Source organism: Hylemonella sp. GW821-FHT12C09, from assembly GCF_058807395.1.
The window spans coordinates 406909-427683 of record NZ_JBXAQQ010000002.1; the positions used below are offsets into that span (position 1 = coordinate 406909).

The 20775-nt window shown below is 64.7% G+C and carries 17 protein-coding genes and 1 tRNA gene; 6 read left to right on the forward strand and 12 right to left on the reverse strand.

Features of this window, described 5'->3' with window-relative positions; genetic code table 11:
• Positions 1 to 31: 31 nt before the first annotated feature.
• Entirely contained in the window at positions 32 to 889 is an 858-nt protein-coding gene (locus tag AC1RRP_RS05720) for an alpha/beta hydrolase (protein ID WP_493034121.1), read from the reverse strand.
• An 87-nt stretch (positions 890 to 976) separates the two neighbouring features.
• On the opposite strand from AC1RRP_RS05720, the gene AC1RRP_RS05725 reads away from it, so the two are divergent.
• On the forward strand, positions 977 to 1846 hold the full coding sequence (locus AC1RRP_RS05725) for an NAD(P)-dependent oxidoreductase (RefSeq protein WP_493034122.1): 870 nt from the start codon (positions 977 to 979) through the stop codon (positions 1844 to 1846).
• 94 nt (positions 1847 to 1940) lie between these two features.
• Here AC1RRP_RS05725 and AC1RRP_RS05730 read toward each other — a convergent pair whose 3' ends face one another.
• From AC1RRP_RS05730 to AC1RRP_RS05780, 11 genes are all read right to left on the reverse strand, one after another.
• Complete coding sequence (locus AC1RRP_RS05730; protein ID WP_240480796.1) at positions 1941 to 2285, reverse strand: P-II family nitrogen regulator; 345 nt, start codon at positions 2283 to 2285, stop codon at positions 1941 to 1943.
• Positions 2286 to 2296: 11 nt separating this feature from the next.
• Entirely contained in the window at positions 2297 to 5383 is a 3087-nt protein-coding gene (locus tag AC1RRP_RS05735) for an efflux RND transporter permease subunit (RefSeq protein ID WP_493034124.1), read from the reverse strand.
• 3 nt (positions 5384 to 5386) lie between these two features.
• Positions 5387 to 6547 carry an efflux RND transporter periplasmic adaptor subunit gene (locus AC1RRP_RS05740; RefSeq protein ID WP_493034129.1) on the reverse strand — a complete coding sequence of 387 codons (1161 nt, stop codon included), beginning with the start codon at positions 6545 to 6547 and terminating at the stop codon, positions 5387 to 5389.
• Positions 6548 to 6566: 19 nt separating this feature from the next.
• Complete coding sequence (locus tag AC1RRP_RS05745; RefSeq protein ID WP_493034130.1) at positions 6567 to 7853, reverse strand: TolC family protein; 1287 nt, start codon at positions 7851 to 7853, stop codon at positions 6567 to 6569.
• A gap of 94 nt (positions 7854 to 7947) precedes the next feature.
• Positions 7948 to 8364, reverse strand: a complete 417-nt coding sequence (locus tag AC1RRP_RS05750) for a hypothetical protein (protein WP_493034132.1) — start codon at positions 8362 to 8364, stop codon at positions 7948 to 7950.
• 96 nt (positions 8365 to 8460) lie between these two features.
• Positions 8461 to 9171: an ABC transporter ATP-binding protein gene (locus tag AC1RRP_RS05755; RefSeq protein ID WP_493034134.1), complete on the reverse strand. Its 711-nt coding sequence runs from the start codon at positions 9169 to 9171 to the stop codon at positions 8461 to 8463.
• A complete protein-coding gene (locus tag AC1RRP_RS05760; RefSeq protein WP_493034136.1) occupies positions 9168 to 9740 on the reverse strand; it encodes a hypothetical protein in 573 nt (190 codons plus the stop codon). Before AC1RRP_RS05760 ends, AC1RRP_RS05755 begins: the two co-directional genes overlap by 4 nt.
• On the reverse strand, positions 9740 to 10504 hold the full coding sequence (locus AC1RRP_RS05765; protein ID WP_493034184.1) for an ABC transporter ATP-binding protein: 765 nt from the start codon (positions 10502 to 10504) through the stop codon (positions 9740 to 9742). The genes AC1RRP_RS05760 and AC1RRP_RS05765 overlap by 1 nt, the downstream gene beginning before the upstream one ends.
• Before the next feature lie 74 nt (positions 10505 to 10578).
• Positions 10579 to 11562: a branched-chain amino acid ABC transporter permease gene (locus AC1RRP_RS05770; protein WP_493034138.1), complete on the reverse strand. Its 984-nt coding sequence runs from the start codon at positions 11560 to 11562 to the stop codon at positions 10579 to 10581.
• Positions 11555 to 12475, reverse strand: coding sequence for a branched-chain amino acid ABC transporter permease (locus tag AC1RRP_RS05775; RefSeq protein ID WP_493034140.1), 921 nt, complete (start codon positions 12473 to 12475; stop codon positions 11555 to 11557). Before AC1RRP_RS05775 ends, AC1RRP_RS05770 begins: the two co-directional genes overlap by 8 nt.
• Positions 12476 to 12500: 25 nt before the next feature.
• Positions 12501 to 13703: an ABC transporter substrate-binding protein gene (locus tag AC1RRP_RS05780; protein ID WP_493034142.1), complete on the reverse strand. Its 1203-nt coding sequence runs from the start codon at positions 13701 to 13703 to the stop codon at positions 12501 to 12503.
• 75 nt (positions 13704 to 13778) lie between these two features.
• On the opposite strand from AC1RRP_RS05780, the gene AC1RRP_RS05785 reads away from it, so the two are divergent.
• The 5 genes from AC1RRP_RS05785 to AC1RRP_RS05805 all read left to right on the forward strand — a co-directional run bounded on the left by AC1RRP_RS05785 (position 13779) and on the right by AC1RRP_RS05805 (position 20773).
• Positions 13779 to 14486: a hypothetical protein gene (locus AC1RRP_RS05785; protein WP_493034144.1), complete on the forward strand. Its 708-nt coding sequence runs from the start codon at positions 13779 to 13781 to the stop codon at positions 14484 to 14486.
• A 50-nt stretch (positions 14487 to 14536) separates the two neighbouring features.
• Positions 14537 to 14612 (forward strand) — tRNA-Ala (locus AC1RRP_RS05790).
• Between the two features lie 323 nt (positions 14613 to 14935).
• Positions 14936 to 17254: a tellurite resistance TerB family protein gene (locus AC1RRP_RS05795; RefSeq protein WP_493034146.1), complete on the forward strand. Its 2319-nt coding sequence runs from the start codon at positions 14936 to 14938 to the stop codon at positions 17252 to 17254.
• On the forward strand, positions 17251 to 18549 hold the full coding sequence (locus tag AC1RRP_RS05800; RefSeq protein ID WP_493034148.1) for an ATP-binding protein: 1299 nt from the start codon (positions 17251 to 17253) through the stop codon (positions 18547 to 18549). The genes AC1RRP_RS05795 and AC1RRP_RS05800 overlap by 4 nt, the downstream gene beginning before the upstream one ends.
• Before the next feature lie 13 nt (positions 18550 to 18562).
• Positions 18563 to 20773, forward strand: coding sequence for a DEAD/DEAH box helicase (locus tag AC1RRP_RS05805; RefSeq protein ID WP_493034150.1), 2211 nt, complete (start codon positions 18563 to 18565; stop codon positions 20771 to 20773).
• The last annotated feature ends 2 nt before the right edge of the window (positions 20774 to 20775 follow it).

Consider the following 20775-nt stretch of genomic DNA (forward strand, 5'->3'; position numbering starts at 1 on the left):
CCAGACTGACGCACAGCTGACTCCTGTCACATCAAACCTTGCCGAACACCAGCCGGATGGCCAGCTGGTGCAGGTGCTGCCAGGGCGCGGTCAGGTCTTCCAGCACGCTGAAGTGGTTGCGCTCGGGGATGGTCTCGCAGACCGGCACCACGGACTTGCCCCAGGCCTGCTGGATCAGCTTGTTGTGGCGAATGAACTCGGCGCTCTCCTGGGCACCGGCCACGGTGTAGAGCACACCCTTTTTGGGCGCCGGCAGCAGCGCCGGGCTGGCCAGGCGCACCTGCTCGGGCGTGAGACGCAGATCCCCCTTGAGGAAGGGCGTGTGCATGATGGGCTCCAGGTCGTACAGGCCGGAGATGGACATCGCGCCCTTCACCAGGTCGGCCGGCAGGTCCTTGGCATAGGCCGGCCAGACGCAGTCCAGCAGCATGGCGGCCAGGTGGCCACCGGCCGAATGGCCCACCAGGTAGATGCGGCTGGGGTCGCCGCCGAACTTCCTGGCGTTGCGGTACACCCAGGCCAGGGACTTGACCATCTGCAGCGTGATCTCCGGGATGGTGACGGCCGGGCACAGCGCGTAGTTGGGAATGAACACGCAGCCGCCCAGGTTCTTGAACGCCGGGGCGATGAAGGAATGATCGGACTTGTCGAGCGAACGCCAGTAGCCGCCATGGATGAAGACCACCACCGGTGCGCCCGGCTGGTTGCTGGGGAAGACATCCAGCTTTTCCATGGAGCCAGTGCCGTAGGCGATGTCGGTCTGGCACGGATGCGCCTCGCGCGCGTCCTCCGAGGCCTCGGCCCAGCGGCCAAAATGCATGGCGTGCTCCGGCACCAGGGCGCGGTTGTTGTACATGCGGTCCAGCCAGGCGGGATCGAACTTCTTCATGTCAGGGCTCCGGATGAAAGACAATGGTGCGTTTTCGCGGGGATACGGCTATCTTGGCATATCCGCAAACGCGTAGGAGGTCACAAGATGAACATCACCGTGTTGGGCACCGGCAAGATGGGCTTTCCAATGGCACGCCGCCTGTGCGAGGCCGGCCATACGGTGCACGTGTGGAACCGCTCACGCGCCAAGGCCGAAGGCCTGGCCGCCTTTGGCGCTTCGGTGCACGATACCGCCACCGGCGCCGTGCAGGGCGCGGAATTCGTCATCACCATGCTGGAACACGGCCCCGTGGTCGAGCAGGTGCTGTTCGAGGCCGGCGTGGCCGGCACCATGAAACCGGGCACCGTGCTGGTCGACATGTCCTCCATCAAACCGGCCGAGGCGCGCGCGCACGCCGAGCGCCTCGGCGGCATGGGCATCACCCACCTGGACGCCCCCGTCTCGGGCGGCACCCTGGGCGCCGAGGCTGGCACCCTGGCCATCATGGCTGGCGGCAAGCTCAGCTCCTTCGAGCGCGCCAAGCCGGTCTTCGCCCCCCTCGGCCGCGCCACCCTGGTGGGCCCCAGCGGCTCGGGCCAGCTGGCCAAGCTGGCCAACCAGATGATCGTGGGCATCACCATCGGCGCCGTGGCCGAGGCCCTGCTGCTGTGCCAGAAGGGCGGCGCCGACCCGGCCAAGGTGAAGGAGGCCATCAGCGGCGGTTTTGCCGACAGCCGCATCCTGCAGGTGCACGGCCAGCGCATGGTGGAGCGCGACTTCGCCCCGCGCGCCCTCATGACGGTGCAGCTCAAGGATATGCGCAACGCGCTGGACACCGCCAGCGGCCTGGGTTTCACGGCCCCGATCACGGCGCTGCTGGAGCAGCTGTATGCCGAAGGCGTGGCCCACGGCCTGAACGAGCTGGACCAGTCCGGCCTGTTCGTGGAACTGGCGCAGCGCAACGGGATGAAGTGAGGCACGCGTCGCCCCGAGCCTTTAACGGAAAAGCCGGCAAGGCAAACAAAGAGCCCGGCATGCCGGGCTCTTTCTGTTCAGGGACGCAAACGACTTACTCCGCCAGCATGTCCGACCCATTGCGGATGCGGTGCATGGTGGCAATCGGCACGGTCCAGACGATGCCGTCGCCAATCTGGCCGGTGCTGCAGATCTCGATGATGATGTTGCGGATCTCCTCCACCATGCCGTCGTCGGCCAGCACGGTCACCATGACCTTGGGGGTGTAGTCGGTCAGCTCCTCCTTCACGGTGCGCTTGCCCACGGCGGCCGGGGCGGTGAAGCCCTCGGCCTTGGTGAGCGTGAGGCCCGGGAAGTTGGGGATGCCGCGCAGTGCCTCGCGCAGCAGGGGCAGGCGGTTGGGGCGCACGATGGCGCGAATTTCCATCATCTGTTTCATGTCGTATTTCCTCAGGCTTCCAGCGTAGGCTCATCGAACCAGCGGTACAGGGCGGGCAGCACCACCAGCGTGAGCAAAGTAGACGAGATCAGGCCGCCGATGACCACGATGGCCAGCGGCTTCTGCACCTCGGAACCCGGCCCGCTGGCGAACAGGAAGGGCACCAGACCCAGCAGGGCCACGGTGGCCGTCATCATGACCGGGCGGAAGCGCGCCACGCAGCCTTCGCGCACGGCCTGCGCCACGGCCATGCCGTCATCGCGCAGGCGCCGGATGTAGCTCACCAGCACCACGCCGTTGAGCACGGCAATGCCCCACAGCGCGATGAAACCCACCGAGGCCGGCACGCTGAGGTATTCGCGCGTGACGGCCAGGCCGATCAGGCCGCCGATGGAGGCGAAGGGCAGCACCAGGATGATGAGCGAGGCCAGCTTGAGCGACTTGAACAGCATGAAAAGCAGGAAGAAGATGGCCGCGATCGTGATGGGCACGATGACGGTCAGCGTGGCCATGGCGCGCTCCATGTTCTCGAACTGGCCGCCGAAGACGAAATAGAAGCCCTCGGGCAGCCTGATGTCGCTGGCGATGCGCTGCTCCACCTCCTGCACGAAACCACCCAGGTCGCGGCCTTCGACGTTGGCACCCACCACCACGCGGCGCTTGGCGCTTTCGCGGCTGATCTGGGCCGGGCCGTCGCGCAGCTCGATCTTCGCCACCGAATCCAGCGGCACCAGGGCGCCGTCGGGCGCGCGCAGCAGCAGCTTGCGGATGGTCTCGACGGAGTTGCGCGCCTCCTCGGGGAAACGCACGGCGATGCCGAAACGACGCTCGCCTTCGTAGAGCTGGCTGACTTCCTTGCCGCCGACGGCGGTCTCGATCAGGTTGTGCACCTCGGCCACGTTGATGCCGTGGCGGGCGATGGCCTTGCGGTCGATGTCGATGGTCAGGGCCTGCTGGCCCGAGAGCCGTTCGATGCGGATGTCGCGTGCGCCGGGCACGCTGCGCAACAGCCGCGCGACCTGCTCCGACACCGTGCGCAGCTCGCCCAGGTCGTCACCGAAGATCTTGATGGCCAGCTGCGAACGCACACCCGTGACCATCTCGTCGACCCGCTCGGAGATGGGCTGCGAGAGCACGATCTGCACGCCGGGGATGGTGGACAGGCGCTTGCGGATGTCCTCGTCGATCTCGTCCTGGGTGCGCTCGGACTTGGGATCGAGCAGCACGATGGGGTCGGACTCGTTGGGGCCGGCCGGGTCGGCCGGCGATTCGCCGCGGCCCAGCTTGGAGACCACCAGGCGCACGCCCGGCACCTCGGCTATGGTCTTCATGGCGGCCATCTCCAGGCGGATGGATTCGTCCAGCGAGATGCTGGGCACACGGTTGATCTGCGGTGTCAGTGCGCCCTCCTTCATGGTCGGCATGAAGGACTTGCCCAGGAAGGGGAACAGTGCCAGCGAGGCCAGCAGCAGGCCCACGGCGGCGGCCAGCGTGGCCTTCTGGTTGACCAGGGCGCGGTCCAGCAGCTTGAGGTAGGCGCCCTTGAGCACGGCGATCACCTTGGTGTCGTGGTCGGCGCCGCCCTTGAGGATGTAGGAGCACAGCACCGGCGACAGGATCAGCGAGACCAGCAGGGACACGCCCAGCGCGATCACGATGGTCAGGGCCAGCGGCGCGAACATCTTGCCTTCGATACCCTGCAGCGTCATCAGCGGCAGGAACACCAGCATGATGATGACGATGCCGAACACCGTGGGCGTGGCCACCTCCTGCGTGGCGTCCAGGATCAGGCGGATGCGGGGCGTCTCGGGCCGGGCCTGGCCCAGGCGGTGGAAGACGTTTTCCACCACCACCACGGTGGCATCCACCATCAGGCCGATGGCAATGGCCAGGCCCCCCAGCGACATCAGGTTGGCCGAGATGCCATAGCGGTTCATCATGATGAAGGTGGTCAGCGGCGCGATGATGAGCGTGGCCACCACGATCAGGCTGGAGCGCACGTCGCCCAGGAAGATGAAGAGGATGACCACCACCAGGAAGATGCCCTCGATCAGCACCTTGCCCACCGTCCACAGGGCGGAATCGACCAGTTCGGTGCGGTCGTAGTAGGGCACGATCTGCAGGTCGCCGGGCAGCATGCCCTTGCTGTTGATCTCGGCCACGCGTTGTTTCACGCGTGTCACGATCTCCTTGGCATTGCCCGCGCGCATCATGAGCACGATGCCCGAGACCGATTCGGTGTAGCCGCCCTTGATGATGGCGCCCTGGCGCACCTCGTGGCCGATGGTCACCTCGGCCAGGTCGCGCACATAGAGCGGCACGCCGTTCTTCTCGCGCACCACGATGTTGCCGATGTCCTCCAGCGTGCGGATCAGGCCCACGCCGCGGATCAGGTACTGCTCGGAGCGCTGCGGCAGGATGCCGCCGCTGGCATTGGCATTGTTCTTGGCCACGGCCTCGTAGACCTGCTCGATGCTGATGTTGTGGTGCAACAGGCGCTCGGGTTTGGCCAGCACCTGGTACTGGCGCACGTAACCGCCCTGCGAGTTGATCTCGGCCACGCCGGGGATGGAGCGCAGCATGGGGCGCACCACCCAGTCCTGCACGATGCGGCGTTCGGCCAGCTCGGTCGGGGTGAGCGCGCGCTGCCCGTCATCGGGGTGGTCCAGGGTGTACTGGTAGACCTCGCCCAGGCCGGTGGACACCGGACCCAGCACGGGGGTGATGCCCGTGGGCATGCGCGGCGTGACCTCGATCAGGCGTTCGAGCACGAGCTGGCGCGCGAAATAGACATTGGTGGCGTCGGTGAACACCAGGGTGATGATGGACAGGCCGCTCTTGTTGAGCGAGCGCATTTCCACCAGGCCCGGCAGGCCGGTCATGGCGATCTCCAGCGGCACGGTGACGAAGCGCTCGATCTCCTCGGGCGAGCGGCCGGTGGCCTCGGTGGCAATCTGCACCTGGACGTTGGTCACGTCGGGGAAAGCGTCGACCGACAGGCGCGTGGCTTCGCGCACGCCAAAGGCGCACAGCACCAGGGCGAGCACGACCACCAGCAGCCGCTGGCTGAGCGCGGCGCGGATCAAAGAGGTGAGCATGGCTTATTCCAGTTCCGCGCGCTTGCGCTCGTTGTTCAGGTGAAAGGCGCCGTCCACCACCACGGGCGTGCCTTCGGCCGGGCCCTTGAGCAACGGGCGCAGGCCGTTCGATGCGGGCCCCAGGTCCACTGGCGTGAGGCGGAACTGGCCGGCCGAGAGCTGCACGAAGACGTGGTCGCGGTCGTTGTCTCGCACCACGGCGGCCTCGGGCACGGCCAGTTGCTGGCGTGCCTGGCCGATGATGCGCAGCGTGGCCAGCATCTGGGGTTTCAGCGCGCGGTCCGTGTTGTCGACCTGGGTGCGCACGACCAGGGTGCGCGTGTCGGGCGAGATGGTGTCGCTCACGAAAACGACCTTGCCGTTGAAACGGCGCTGGCCCAGGGCGGGCACCGAGATCTCGACCTTCTGTCCCAAAACGACCGAGGCGGCATCCTGTTCGGGCATGGCCCCCACGACCCAGACATTGGAGAGGTCGGCCAGGGTGAAGAGCGGGTCGCCCGGCTGGGCCACCTGGCCCTGGCTGATCTTGCGTTCGATCACCACGCCCGAACGCGTGGCGATGATGCCCGCGTAGGAGTTGAGCTGTCCTTTTTCGCGCAGGCGCTCGATGTAACCCTCCGGCATGCCCAGCAGCATGAGCTGGTCGGCAGAGGCGCGCAGTTCGGCGCGGGCGATGGAGAGTTCGGCCTCGCGGCGCTGCAACTCGGCCGAGCCGATCACGTCGGCCTGGATCAGTTGCCGGGCACGCTCGACCGCACGCTCGGCCTGGGTGCTGGCCGAGCTGGCGCGCAGATAGGCCAGCTGGGCATTGGTCAGCTCCGGGCTGGTCACGCGCGCCAGCACCTGGCCGGCCTTGACGCGGGCGCCGACCTCGGCAAAGACTTCGGTGACCCGGCCCGTGACCGAGGCGCCGATGCGGGTGACCAGCTGTTCGTTGGCTTCGATGCGGCCCGGCACATCGCGCTCGATGCTGACGGCTTGCAGGGCCAGCGGCGCCGCCCTGAAGTTGCGCGCCATCTCGGCGCTGACCACGACCAGGTTGGGATCGGCGGCCGGCACGGCCGCGGCCTTCGTGTCCTGGCCCTTGCCGCAGCCGGCCAGCACGGACGCCGCCAGCAAGGCGGCCAGCAGGGCCGGGCGGAAGTTCATGTGTTTGTCGTTCATGGTGTGGAGTCCGATGGAATCAGGGTTGGGCGGCGTCGCGCCCGGTCAGGAGGTCGATTTCGATGACGGCGGCCTGCTGCTGGAAGCGCGCCTGCAGCAGGTCGGCGCGCACGACGCGCAGCACACGCTGCGCGTCGAGCACGTCGAGGATGCCGCGCTCGCCAAAACGGTAGGCCGCCTGCGCCACGCGCAGCGCGGCTTCGGCGTCGCGGATGGCGCCGGTGCCCAGGGCCTCGACGCGCAGGCGCGCCATCTCCAGCGTCATGACGGCAGCGTCGAGCTGCAGCTGCAGCTCGACCTGGCGGCCCTCGAGGCGGGTGCGCGCACGCAGCTGCTCGGCCTGCGCCTCGTCGCGCGGGCCGCGCTTCTGGTCGAACAGGGGCACCTGGATGCTGGCGCCCACGATGTTCTGGCGGTTGTCGGGCTCGCGCGTGTCGGTGTAGCGCAGCTCCACGCCGGGCCAGCGGCTGGCGCCCGCCTCGCGTACGCGCGCCTGCTGGCGCTCCTGCTCGGCGCGCAGGGCCTGCAGCTCGGGGTTGTGCGCCAGCATCAGCTCACGCAGCAGACTGGGGTTGAGCGGCGGCAGGGTGTCGCCCAGGTCGGCGTTCAGGCTCCAGCCCGCGGGCAGCTGGCCGGCGGCGAGCTGGTTGAGGCGGATGCGTGCCTGCTCCACGGCCAGCTGGGCGCTTTGCTGGCGCTGGCGCGCGCTGATGAACTCGGCCTCGGCCTTGATGATTTCGTAGCGCGCGGCCTCGCCGCTGTCCACGCGCACGCGCACGCGTTCACGCGTCTGCTCCAGCAGGGTCAGTTCGTCGGCCGCGGCGCGGGCCTCTTCGATGCGCAGCAGCAGTTCGTAGGCGCGCACGCGCACCTGCGCCACCACCTCGCTGCGTGTCATGCCCACCTGGGCCTCGCTGCTGCGCAGGCCCTGCTCGGCCGCGTCGACGCGCGCGCTGCGCAGCCAGGGGTTCTCGATCATCTGCGAGACCCCCCAGGCGCTGACGTTGCCGCTGCTGCCGCCATTGCCGGGGCGAAAACGGCCGTCACCGAATTCGAGGCGCGGGTTGGGCAGGGCGCCGGCCGTGCGGATACCCGCCTGGGCCTGTTCGCGCGAACGCTGCGACATCTGCAAGCTGGGGTTGTGCGTGAGCACGATGTTCACCAGCTCGCCCAGGCCATAGGCCGGGCCAGACGCTGCCGCGGCGCTGGCGGGGGGCGTGGACGGCGCCGCCGTCTGCGCCATCAGGCTGGTCAAGGGCCCGAGCAACAGGCCGCCCACCCAGAGACGCAAGGTCGTCGATTTCATCAAAGGAATCCTCGGAAAATTTGGCTGGCGCGAGCCGACCCGGGCCTTTGCCCATGGCCGGTCGCGTCACCTACGGAACAGGAGTGCGAGAGCGTCAGCCCAGGCGGGCTGGCGGGCGCAGCAGGGGCTGCGGCTCGGTCTGCGGGAGCGCGGGCTGGGGGCCCTGCATCGGCACGGACTGCGCGGCGAGCTGCCACACCGGCTGGCGAGGCAGCACTTCCAGGTCCGCCACCTCATTGAGCACGCGCTCGACCGGCGTGCTCTTCACGCTCGCCGGCTTGCGACAGACCATGTCGGCACCTGGCGTGACCGCGCTGTCCAGCACGGCTTCGGCATCGTCCGGCAGCAGGTTGAAGCCGGCCAGTTCACTGCCCGCGCCGGGCAGCGGCATGGCGTGGGCCTGGCTCCAGGACCACAGCCAACCGCCCGCCAGCAAGAGGAAAGCCAGCACGCGCAGCAACCCCAGCCGGCGCGGGGCCGGACGTGAAATCGCGAGGGGTTGGCGGTGCATGGCGGGTTTCCTGTGGGTCAAGACATGCGCTTGATCTGCAAGAATTAGGCCACATCCGGGTTTTCCCGAAGAGGCGAAGGGACATGCCCTGCGCCTTCAGACCCCCAGATAACGATGCCAGAGGCCCGGATCGGCGGCCAGCTCGGCCGAAGGCCCCGCCCAGACCACCCGGCCGCGTTCGATGATGGTGTGACGATCCGCCAATTGGATGAGTCGCTGCACGTACTTGTCGATCACCAGGATGCTCTGGCCCTGCGCGCGCAATTGGTCCAGGCAGGCCCAGATCTGTTCGCGGATCAGCGGCGCCAGGCCCTCGCTGGCCTCGTCCAGGATCAGCAGCTGCGGGTTGGTCATCAGCGCGCGGCCGATGGCCAGCATCTGCTGCTCGCCACCCGAGAGCTGGTTGCCCATGTGGCGCCGGCGCCCCGGCAAGGCGGGGAAGAGTTCATAGACGCGCTCCAGCGTCCAGGGCTGGGCGGAAGCGCGGCGATCGGCCGCGAAGGCGCGCAGATTCTCCTCGACCGTCAGGTTGGGGAAGATCTGCCGGCCCTCGGGCACCAGGGCCAGGCCCATGCGCGCGATGCGGTCCGGGCTGAGGCCGTCGATGCGTTCACCGAGGAAACGCACCACGCCTGTGCGCGGCGGCGTCAGCCCCAGGATGGAGCGCACGGTGGTGGTCTTGCCCATGCCATTGCGGCCCAGCAGGGTGGCCACGCCCCCTGCCTCGACCGTGAAGCTGATGCCGAACAGCACCTGGCTGGGGCCGTAGGCGGTCTGCAGATCGGTGACTTCGAGCAGCGCGCTCATACCCGCCCCCAGCGCCGCAAGGCACGCCACTCCAGCCACAGGACCAGGAGGGTGAGCAGGAGGATGACCCCGCCGTGCCACTCCATGGCGCGCTGCGCCTCGCGGGCCGCCGCCTCGTAGCTGGCCTTGAACTCGGCATGGACCCGGTGCACGGGACCGCAGTGCAGCTCCCAGATGCGGAAACGTTCGTCCGACACCCAACGCATGGGCACACCCAGCACATAACCCATGCAGCCCGGCAGGCTGTCCCGCTCCCCGGCTTCGTCCAGCGGCGTGTGCGCCGTCGCGAGCAGGGCCGCCGACACCGGGAACTCCATGCTGCGCTGCGTCTCGTCGGCCAGCCGCACCTGCAGATGCGGCACACGCTCCCGCAGCTGCAGCACCTCGACCGGCATCTGCACCAGTTGCCCGGCTTCGGGCACCGGGTTGAACTGGTCCACGCACAGGAGATAACCCAGATGCAGCTGCAGCAGGAGACCAACGAGGAGGGTCAGGGGATGGAAACGCCACCAGGCGCGAACGGTGCGCGCCGCAGGCGGGACCATGGGTGTCGGGGCCGGGTGCAGCATCAGGCGCCCGCCTCGACTTCGTCGCCCAGGTAGGCCCGCCGTACCTCGGCATCGGCGCGGATGAGGTCTGGTGCCCCGCTGGCGATGACGCGACCAGCGACGAGCACCGAGATGGTGTCGGCCAGGCGGAACACCGCGTCCATGTCGTGCTCCACCAGCAGCAGGGTCAGCTGACCGCGCAGGCCCAGGAGCAGGGCCACCATGCGCTCGGACTCCTCGGGCCCCATGCCGGCCATGGGCTCGTCCAGCAGCAGCAGCTTGGCGCCGGTGGCCAGCGCGATGCCCACCTCCAGCTGGCGCTGCTCGCCGTGCGAAAGCGCGCCGGCCAGCTGGGCCAGCCGCTGGCCCAGGCCCACACGCTCCAGCACGGCCACAGCCTGCGCATGACGTTGCGCCTCGGCGCGTGCCGCGGCCCAGAAACGCAGGCTGCTGCCGCTGCGCGCCTGCAGGGCCAGGGCCACGTTGTCCAGCACCGAGAGGCGATGGAAGATGCTGGTGATCTGGTAGGACCGGGCCAGACCGCGATGCACGCGCTCGTGCATGGACAGCGGCGTGATGTCGGCCCCGTCGAAAGTGATGGACCCGGCGTCGGGTGCCAGCGCACCCGAGAGCTGCTGGATCAGTGTGGTCTTGCCCGCACCGTTGGGGCCGATGAGGGCGTGGATCTCGCCGGCGCGCACGCTCAGGTCGAGCTGGTCCGTGGCCACGAGGCCGCCATAACGCTTGAGCAGTCCACGAACCTGCAGCAAGTTCGGCGCCCCCACGCTTGCCACTTCGTGTGCTGCGCTGCCCCCCGAGGGGGCCTTCGCGTCTTGGGGCGGCCCGGCGACGCTCATGCTCATGCCCGCTCCTTGCGCTTGAGCAGGCTCATCAAGCCATTGGGCGCGGCCAGCACCACAGCCAGCAAGGCGGCCCCCAGCACGAACTGCCAGTAGATGGTGTAGTGGCTCAGCACCTCTTCGAGCAGCAGGAAGACCACGGCGCCGATCACGCCCCCCCACAGATGCCCCACCCCACCGAGGATGACCATGACCATGAGCAGGCCGGACTGGCCCCACTGCATCATGGACGGGCTGACAAAACCACCGAGGCTGGCCAGCAGCGCGCCGGCCAGGCCGGCCAGGGCCCCGGCCATGACAAAAGCGACGAGCCGGTGGCCGTAGACCGCGAACCCCACGGCCTCCATGCGCTGCTCGTTCTCGCGCATGGCCAGCAGGGCGTGGCCGAAGCGCGCGTTGAGCAGGCGCCAGACGAACAGCAGGGCCAGCGTCACCAGGACCAGCGTGGCCCAGTAGAAGGTGCGCTCGTTGGCCAGGTCCAGCCCCGCGCCCAGGGTGCCGCGCGCGGCCAGCGAGAGGCCGTCGTCACCGCCGTAGGCCTTGGTGGACAGCGCCAGGTAATAGAGCATCTGCGCAAAGGCCAGCGTGATCATGATGAAGTAGACCCCGCGCGTGCGCAGGCTGACGGCGCCGATCAGCGCCGCGAAGAGCGCTGACACCAGCATCGCAGCAGGCCACAGCAGCCAGGCCGAGGTCACCCCGGCCTGCAGCAGCACGCCGGCCGTGTAGGCCCCCACCCCCACAAAGGCCGCGTGGCCGAAGCTGACCAAACCGCCGAAACCGAGGATGAGGTTGAGGCTGGTGGCGGCCAGCGCAAAGATCAGGATGCGCGCAGCCAGGCCCAGGTAGAAGTCGCCACCGACCAGCGGCGTGATCAGCGGCAGGGCCAGCAACAGCGCGAAGAGTGGCAGGGCCCAGCGCCAGCCCAGGGCGTGGTCGAGCAGACCGCGTTGCGGCACGTGATGCACGACAGGATCAGCCATGGGCAGGGAAAAGACCGCGCGGCTTGAAGAACAGCACGGCGGCCATCAGCACGTAGATCAGGATGGAGGCCACGGCCGGGCCGGCATTGTCGGCCGCGGCGGGGCCGAGCACGGCGCCGAAGAGCAGCGGGATCAGCGCGCGCCCCGCGGTATCCACCACCCCCACCAGCAGGGCACCGAGCAGCGCACCGCGCACCGAGCCGATGCCGCCGATGACGATGACCACAAAGGCCAGGATCAGGATGCTCTCGCCCATGCCCACCTGCACCGCCAGCAGCGGCCCCAGCAGACCACCGGCCACGGCGCACAGCGCCGCGCCCAGGCCGAAAAGCGCGGTGAACAAGGCACGCACCGGCACGCCCATGGCCAGGGCCATCTCGCGATTGGAGGCGCCCGCGCGCAGCTGCATGCCGATGCGCGTGCGCGTGATCAGCCCCCACAGGCCCGCGGCCACGAGCAGGCCCACACCGATGATGAGCAGGCGGTAGGCCGGGTAATAAAAGCCGCTGAACAGCTCCACCGGGCCGGCCAGCGCGTCCGGCGGGCTCAGCATCACCGGCTGCGAACCCCAGATGAAACGCACCGCCTCATTGCACATGAGCAGGATGGCGAAGGTGCCCAGCACCTGCGAGAGATGGTCACGCGTGTAGAGACGGCGCAGCACGGTGAGTTCGAGCAGCACACCGAAGAGCGCCGCGCCGACCACACCCGCGCCCAGCCCGATCCAGAAGGAGCCGCTGGCCGTGGTGGCCGCAGCCACCAGGTAGGCGCCCACCATGTAGAGCGAGCCGTGGGCCAGGTTGATCATGTCCATGATGCCGAAGACCAGGGTGAGCCCGGCCGCCAGCAGAAAGAGCATGAGCCCGAACTGCAGGCCGTTGAGGGCCTGCTCCAGGATGAGAATGCCGGTCATCACCTGCAGGAATACGTCGCCCGGATCAGAGCCCCGGCATCTTGCAGTTGGCAGCGTAGGCGTCGGCGTGGTTCTTGAAGATGGTGCCGATGGTGCGGTTGGTCACGCGGCCCTTGCTGTCGCTGGTGATGACACGCAGGTAATAGTCCTGGATGGGGAACTGGTTGCTGTTGAACTTGAAGCCACCGCGCACGGAATCGAACCTGGCGGCCTTGAGTGCCTTGTGCACGGCGGCCTTGTCATCCAGCTTGCCCTTGCTGTCGCGCACGGCTGCACCGATCAGCTGCGCCGCGTCGTAACCCTGCGAGGCGTAGAGCGTGGGCAGGCGGCCGTATTCCTTCTCGAAGGCGGCCACGAAGGCCTTGTTGGCGGCATTGTCCAGGTCATGCGCCCACTGCGAGCTGTTGAACATGCCCAGCATGGGGTTGCCCACGGCCTTGATCACGTCCTCGTCGCCCGAGAAGCCGGGGCCGAAGAGCGTCATGTCCTTGGACAGGCCGGCACCCACGAACTGCTTGATGAAGTTGATGCCCAGGCCACCGGGCAGGAAGATGTAGACCGCGTCGGGCTTGGCGGCGCGCAGCTTGGACAGCTCGCTGCCGTAGTCCAGCAGGTTCAACGGCGTGTAGCTCTCGGAGACGATCTCGCCGCCCTTGTAATAACGCTTGAAGCCGGCCAGCGCGTCCTTGCCCGCAGGGTAGTTGGGGGCGATCAGCGCCACGCGCTTGAAGCCCTTGTCGGAGACGGTCTTGCCCACGGCCTCGTGCTGGTTGTCGTTCTGGTAGGAAGCGCTGAAGAAATAGGGGTTGCACTGCTCGCCCGCGAGCTGCGAGGGGCCGGCGTTGGCGCTGATGTAGAAGGTCTTGGCCGCGAAGGTGGGTGCACCTGCGGCCAGCATGACGTTGGAGAAGACGATGCCGGTCATGAAATCCACCTTGTCGCGCTTGACCAGGCGGTCCGCCGTCTGGCGGCCCACGTCGGGGCTGGCCTGGTCGTCGGCGACGATCACCTCGGCCGGCAGACCGCCGAGCTTGCCACCATTCAGCTTGACCGCTAGCTGGAAACCGTCGCGGATGTCGATGCCCAGGCCGGCGCCCGGGCCGGACAGCGTGGACAGCAGGCCGATCTTGACGTTGTCGGCCGCCAGGGCCGGCAGGGCCAGCACGGCAGAAACGGTGGCCGTGAATAAGCTGCGGCGCAGCAGGGCAAAGGGCAGGTTGGGTTTCATGGTCTTTCCTGTTCGGGGTGATGCTGCGGAAATGGGCTGCCAGAATGATAGCGTCCCGAACCTGGAGCTTAGTGCATGAACCTCACCCGCCGAAAACTCAGCCTGGCCCTGCTGGCCCTGCCCGCCGGCTGCGCCTACCAGCCCCTGGCCGGGCTGCGCACCGAAGTGGCCGCACCACCCGCCCAGCCCGTCGGCCTGCGCCCACCGGCTGCGGGCCAGCGCTGGACCTACCGCAAGTACAACGGCTACAACAGCGCCCTGCTCGCCACGGAGACCCACGAGGTGACAGCCCTGGAGCCGCGGGTGCGCATCCGCATCCGCAGCGATGCCGCTGACGCAGCCGAGCAGGAGGAACTGCAGCAGCCCTGGGGCCAGGTGCTGCGCGAGTTTGCCCGGGACGATGTGCTCAACTACGAGCAGGCCATGCCCCTGTGGCCGGCCGACCTGAGCCCGGGCAGCCTCAGCGTGCACCGCACCACCTACCGCATCGACAACGATTCCTTCCGCTACTGGATCACCCAGCACACCACGGTGCAGGGCTGGGAACGCGTGGCCTTGGCCAGCGGCCCCCGGCTGGCCCTGCGCATCGAAAAACTCATACGCCTGCAGCACCGCGACATCTCACGCGCAGAAACCATCCGGCGTGACACCCTGTGGCTGGCACCGGAAATCGGTCGCTGGGTGGCGCGCGAAACGACCGGCGACTACCGCCTCTCCACCGGCCGGGGCTTCAGCTGGCAGCGCGAAGACTGGCACCGCTGGGAACTGACCGCCTGGGCTTGAATGTGCCCCTGGCGGGAGCGGCCAGGGATGGCTAGAATTTCTTCACGTGTGGGGGGGTAGCTCAGCTGGGAGAGCGTCGCGTTCGCAATGCGAAGGTCGGGAGTTCGATCCTCCTCCTCTCCACCACACCATCCAGCGGATGCCCCGGCCTTGATGTCCCGTAAAGCATAAAGCGGCCTTGTGGCCGCTTTATGCTTTAGTTCCCGTTTGGACACATTTTGCTTTAGCGGGATTGGCGCAGTAGACTGAAAAGATTTTCTTGTTGCCAAGCAAGCCTTGCCAAGGGTCGCACAGGCATATCAAGGGTCGAGAAGAGATACCCTCCTTGGCTCTTTTGCTTGGCCTTTTTCCATGCACGCCAACCCGACTCGGGAGGCAACACTACTGCCTTGGTTTCCCCCTTATGGGTATACCTCCAGACTTCGGTATATTGAGCCTTGGAGGAAAAAATGGCCAAGAAAAAAGACGCCGGGGCAGGTACCCTGGTACTGGTCGGGATTGTTCTCGTGGTCCTGGCATCCATCCCCAAAGAGGTCTGGATAGGAATCGGCGTTCTCGTCGTAATCGGTGTCGCGGTCTACTTCTATAAGAAGTCCAACCAGTCCCCAGACCAAGTCGACCAGCCGCCTCACCAGCGCGACTACACGCAAAGACAAGACCCAACCGAGGACAGACCCGTCTCCATGGGGATTCATGCCCTCTCGGAAGGCAGCAGCGCTTTCAAAGTCCCGGCCAAGCCCAAGGGCCTAGGTCCAGCCAACTGGCTGAAGCCAGAGGAGTCGGTCGCGGTGGCCGGCGCGAATCTCACTGGCGGGATGCTGTATGTCGGGACATCCCTGCCGACCCCTTATGGCCATAACGACCCCTGCCTGATTGACCCCAACAAATCTGTTTCTGCCCGCGGTGACTTCACAGAGCCCTTGGACGGGTACTGGCCTAGCTACTCTGAAATCCCCAAGGAAGCTCGCAGGGCCTACCTCGACTGGTTGGTTGACGGAAGGAAGCATCCCGAAGCCGCCATTGGCTATGTCTTCTTGTACTTCTACGGACTGGAACGCCGTGCAATTATCGACGCGGCTAAAGACCCGTCAGTTGAAGAAGACTGGCCCCTGATTGGAAAGGAGGTCAGGAGGCTGTTGAAAATCTATGGTGAATCGTCATCTTCTTTCAAACGATACGCCTCGGAGCTCCTGAGCTGGCTTGATGTATCAAGCTACAAGTCGGACCTTTATCTTGCTCCTGTTCCGGCATTCGAAAAAACGTGGGAACTCCCTTCTTACATCCGCTTGGCTCTCGGTCGAGCAGCATTGGACGGAGTTCCTATTCCTCCTGCGCTGGCATTGGCCTGGGCCAAACTGGACCCTACCATCTCACTTCGAACACCGGCAATTCGATGCCCAGATGAGTTCGACAAGCTCTTCTTGCTCAAGTACACGCAGGAATTTGGGGCGGGACTGACGCTTCCTCGGAATAAGACCAAGCTCAAATTGGTCTACCGTCCAGCTTCGGCGGGGTTCCGAGGCTATAACGAAATCAAGCTCACTTTCGGGGATACACCTGATGTCACAGTGCTGACGGCACCCGTTGGAAAACTGCGTCAGCTCGTCGACAAGACGACCGAGGAGCTCAGCTCTTACAGCCGCTTTGTTGGCAAGAACCCCAGCCAACGCAACAGCCTAGAGGGCTTGCTTCAATTGCCAGTCACACTATGGCCAGACAAACCCAAAGCGGCGCTAGATGGTTTGACAAAACGAATGGGCGCAGGCTTGCTCGCTATGCCGTTCCAGGAACTGCTGACCACCTTTGAAGCCCAAGGTGTGCCGTCCAAAGACAAGGTCACGGGTTTTGCCAGAGCACTGGAGTCTCTGAACATTGGGATGGAGCCTGACGTCCTCAATGGTGCCAAGCCTCCCAAGCTAGATGAGAAGGTGGTTTTGTTTGCTCACCACCCCGTCGAGCCTCTCGTCAGAAACTCTCCTGCCTACCAAGCCGCTCTACTGACCCTGCAACTCTCTGCCGCTGTTGCGACCGCTGATGGCGACTTCTCGGCCCAGGAAATGGCCCACCTTAGGACCCAGATTCAGTCCTGGAGCCACCTGACGCCAGGCCACTTGCAGCGCCTGATGGCGCACTTGCGACTATTGATTGACACCCCAGTGTCATTGCCTGCTTTGAAGAAAAAGCTGGAACCTCTGGAGCTCTCTGCCCGGGAAGCAATCGCCTCGTTCATGGCGACACTTGCTCAAGCTGACGGTACCGTCACTCCTGACGAAGTGAAGATGCTGGAGAAGGTCTATCAGGCACTTGGGGTCGAGCCCAAGAAGGTTTTCAGCGACGTCCATGCAGCTGCTGCAGGCAGCGCCGTTGCAAAGCCCGAGGAAGCTGGCTTCAAGCTGGACCCCGCACGTATTGCCGCTCTGCAGAAGGACACCGAAAGAGTCTCCGCACTCTTGTCCAATATCTTCAAGGAAGACGAAGTCATTGCGCCTGTGGCACCAGAGCCGGAAGCCGAACAGGAAGAGACCTCCAGCGGGTCCGGTCTTCTTGGTCTGGACGAAGCACACAGCTCATTGGCTCGGCTGCTTTTGTCCCGCCCTGAGTGGAGCCGTCAGGAGCTACTGGATGTCGCAGCTGACCTTGACCTGATGCTGGATGGGGCCTTGGAACGTATCAACGACGCCTCGTTTGACGCACACGACATGGCACTCACCGAAGGCGAAGACCCGATAACGGTAAACACCGAAGTCCTTGAGAAAATCGAAGCATGACAACACCTATCCGCCCCAAAGACCGAGATGCAGTCATCCAGTCCCTTCGTGCTGGTGTTGTGCCGCGTACAGGGCAGCACTTGATTCAGGTCGGTCGCACCCGAGAGATTGAGACCTTAGTGAGCGACATCGACCGGATTACAGATAGCGGCTCTGGCTTCCGCATCGTCATCGGCGAATACGGCGCAGGTAAAACCTTCTTCTTGAACCTTGTTCGTGCCGTAGCGCTAGAGAAGAAACTGGTCGTTGCCAATGCCGACCTGAATCCTGACCGACGTCTTCATGCCAGCGGTGGCCAGGCACGTTCCCTGTATGCGGAACTCATGCGCAATCTTGCTACCCGAACCAAGCCTGAGGGCGGAGCATTGGCTGGCATAGTTGAGAAATTCATTGCAACCAGCAAAACGGAAGCGAAAGCCGCGGGGACATCAACTGAAGCAGTCATCCGCCAAAAGCTGGAACAGCTCACCGAGCTGGTGAACGGCTATGACTTTGCTGATGTCATTGCGGCTTACTGCCGCGGCGTTGAAGAAGACAACGAACAACTCAAGTCTGATGCAATTCGATGGCTACGCGGTGAGTTCTCGACGAAAACGGACGCCAAGCAGGCTTTGGGAGTTCGCACCATCGTGGATGACGCTGCCGTCTACGACCAGCTCAAGCTGATGGCTCGGTTTGTCCGGTTGGCTGGGTTCTCCGGGCTGTTGGTCAGCCTAGACGAGCTGGTCAACCTCTACAAGCTTGCCAACACCCAGGCTCGCAATGCGAACTATGAGCAGATTCTTCGCATCCTGAACGACTCACTGCAGGGCTCAGCTGTTGGGCTGGGCTTTGTCCTGGGAGGAACCCCTGAGTTCCTGCTCGATACACGTCGGGGCCTTTACAGCTACCCGGCCTTGCAGAGCCGATTGGCTCAAAACACCTTTGCTGCGGGAGGTCTCGTTGATTTCAGCGGCCCGGTTGTCCGACTCTCCAGCCTCACGCCCGAAGATTTCTACGTGCTTCTCCAAAAAGTGCGGCATGTCTACGCTTCGGGCGACATCGGCAAGTACCTCTTACCGGACAACGGCATCTACAGCTTCATGGAGCACTGTTCCAACCGAATTGGCGATGCGTACTTCAGGACTCCCCGAACCACCATCACATCCTTTGTGAATCTGTTGGCTGTTCTCGAACAGAACCCGGGGATTGAGTGGACCTCGTTGCTTGGAGGCCTTGAGGTAGCGGCGGATACAGGTGGCGCGACAGACCTCGCCGTCGACGAAGACGAAGACTTGGCTTCGTTCAAGCTGTAATCGACCTCAGTGAATGGCAGAGAACAGCTCCTCGTTCTTTTTGCTGGATGAACGTATCCAGCGATTCATTTGGGCTGAAGGCTGGGAAGAGCTCAGGGACGCGCAAGAGGCGGCCATTCCTCTTATTGTTAAGGCTGACCGGGACGTCATCATTGCTGCGGCTACAGCAGCGGGTAAAACAGAAGCAGCTTTTTTCCCAGCACTGACTCGGCTCATGCAGCAGTCTCCTGAGGGGCTCGTGGTCTACATCAGCCCCCTCAAGGCCCTCATCAACGACCAGTTTGGTCGACTTGACCGGCTCTGCGAGAACCTTGAGATTCCGGTCTGGCCCTGGCATGGAGATATTTCGTCTACCAGTAAAGCTAAATTTCTAACCAAACGCCACGGTGTCTTGCTCATCACGCCGGAGTCCCTGGAAGCACTGCTGTGCAATCGAGGCTCATCAGTAGCCGCCATCTTCCAGAACGCCAGCTACTTCGTCGTTGACGAGTTGCACGCCTTCATTGGCTCAGAGCGAGGCAAGCAACTGCAATCCCTGATGCATCGCATTGAACAGTCTCTGGGCAGAACCGTGCCGCGCATTGGCCTGTCGGCCACCCTTGGAGACATGCGCTTAGCCGCAGATTTCCTCCGGCCCGGCAAAGGCCCAACGGTGGCCATGGTGGAATCTAAGTCGTCGGGAATCGAGCTCAAAGTGCTCGTCAAAGGCTACGTCGAGCCGTTGGTTCTTGATGAGTCGGGGGATGACGAAGATGCCGCCGAGCCGACTACACCTGCTCAAGTCGGCGCACACCTGTTCAGAGTTCTGCGAGGCTCCAACAACCTGGTGTTTCCCAATTCCCGCAGGGAAGTCGAGCGGTACACCCACCTGCTCAACAAGCTTTGCGAACAAAATCAGGTCCCGAATGAGTTCTGGCCTCATCACGGCAGTCTGTCCAAGGAAATCCGGACCGAAACTGAGGCCGCGCTAAAGCAAAAGGAATATCCTGCAACCGCCATCTGTACGAACACCTTAGAGCTTGGCATTGACATCGGGTCGGTCAAGAGCGTTGCTCAGGTAGGCTCTCCGCCGTCCGTGGCCAGTTTGAGGCAGCGACTGGGGCGTTCTGGACGTAGGAAGGGCGAAGCAGCCATCCTGCGGGGGTATTGCATTGAGGACGAGGTAGGTCCAGCGGCTTCGCTAGATGACAAGCTCAGGCTCGGGACGGTTCAGATGGCCGCCATGGTCTTGTTGCTCCTGGAAAACTGGTTCGAACCGCCCAGTACCAAGGGGCTGCACCTCTCAACGCTTATCCAGCAAATCCTGTCTTCCATTGCCCAGACCGGGGGCAGTACAGCTGGTGAGCTCTACGATTTGCTTTGTGCTCTCAATACGCCCTTCGCTGGCGTAACGAAAGCGGAGTTTGTTGAGCTTCTCAGGCACTTGGGGCAGAAAGACATGCTGCTTCAGGACTCCTCAGGAACTTTGCTTCACGGTGGTCTGGGTGAAAAGTTCGTCAACCACTACACCTTCTATGCTGCGTTTGCCTCCGACGAAGAGTTCCGCGTTGTTGCCGGAGGAAAAACCCTTGGCACCATCCCTGTAGCGATGATGCTCACACCAGGCCAACGCATCCTTTTTGCCGGTCGGACGTGGCGAGTGGACGAGGTCGACGAAGAGCAAAAGACCATCTACGTCACTCGGACCTCAGGTGGCGTCCCACCGCTCTTCTCGGGCGGCGTTGGACGAACTCATACGCGGGTAAGGCAAGAGATGCGGGAACTGCTGGAATCACGGGACGTCCCGGCATTCTTGGATGAAACCGCCAGGCAGCTTTTAGCAGAAGCGCGAGACTTTTATAGTCGGATGGGGTTGGAGCACACGGTGGTGCTGGACCAAGGGCGTGAGGTCCTTCTCCTGACATGGCTGGGGGATGCAGCAAACGAGGCTATCGCGTGCTTGCTTATTCGACGCGGATACACCGCAACCCCATCCGGTCCCGGTGTGGAAGTCATCAAGACGGGAAACTCGACCGAGGATATTGTTGATGCTTTGATTGACGCAGGCATCGACGAACCTCCGCCCCTGGAGACTCTCCTGTCGGACGTACGCAATCTGCGACGCGAGAAGTGGGACTGGGCTTTGCCCGATGGCCTGATGCGAAAGGCTTACGCTAGCCAGTATTTAAATCTGGAGGAAGCGCTGAACTGGGCGCGACATATAGGTGCGATAACAGACAAATGAGC